The following is an 844-nucleotide window of genomic DNA, read 5'->3' on the forward strand; positions in this document are numbered from 1 at the left end:
ATTTGCTTCTGCTTTGATTCTGACCGTCGTTTTGGGAGCTTTGTTATGGTAGAACGTAAATTGACAGGTGCGCATTACGGTTTGCGCGATTGGGCAATGCAACGTGCAACTGCGGTCATCATGTTGGTGTACACCGTGGTTCTTTTGGTTGTTTTGTTTACGTTGCCTAAAGAATATTCGGCATGGCAGGCATTTTTTGATCAAACTTGGGTAAAAGTATTTACCCAAGTGAGCTTCTTGGCTGTATTCCTGCATGCATGGGTAGGTATCCGCGATTTGTGGATGGACTACATTAAGCCTTTCGGTCTGCGTTTGTTTTTACAAGTTGCCACCATCGTTTGGTTGGTAGGCTGCTTGGTGTATTCTGTTAAAGTAATTTGGGGGTAAATATGGGTTATCCTGTTCGCAAGTTTGATGCCGTGATTGTTGGCGGTGGTGGTGCAGGTTTACGCGCAGCCCTCCAATTGTCTAAATCCGGCCTGAATTGTGCTGTTTTGTCTAAAGTCTTCCCAACCCGTTCTCATACTGTAGCGGCTCAAGGTGGTATTTCTGCTTCATTGGGTAATGTGCAAGAAGACCGTTGGGATTGGCATATGTACGATACCGTGAAAGGTTCTGACTGGTTGGGCGACCAAGATGCGATTGAGTTTATGTGTCGCGCCGCGCCTGAAGCCGTAATTGAGTTGGAACACATGGGTATGCCTTTTGACCGTGTGGAAAGTGGCAAAATCTACCAACGTCCTTTCGGTGGTCATACTGCCGAACATGGTAAACGTGCGGTAGAACGTGCATGTGCGGTTGCCGACCGTACCGGTCATGCGATGTTGCATACTTTGTACCAACA

The 844-nt window shown here is 47.2% G+C and carries 2 protein-coding genes; both read left to right on the plus strand.

All coding sequences use genetic code 11. The annotated features are described in order from the left end of the window. The first annotated feature begins 45 nt into the window (after positions 1-45). Positions 46-387, plus strand: a complete 342-nt coding sequence (sdhD, locus tag ACTHS3_RS15985; RefSeq protein ID WP_003678837.1) for a succinate dehydrogenase, hydrophobic membrane anchor protein — start codon at positions 46-48, stop codon at positions 385-387. 2 nt (positions 388-389) lie between these two features. Next, on the plus strand, positions 390-844 hold a 455-nt coding region (locus ACTHS3_RS15990; protein WP_440368504.1), incomplete at its 3' end, for an FAD-dependent oxidoreductase.

Source organism: Neisseria sp. P0009.S007, from assembly GCF_051962515.1.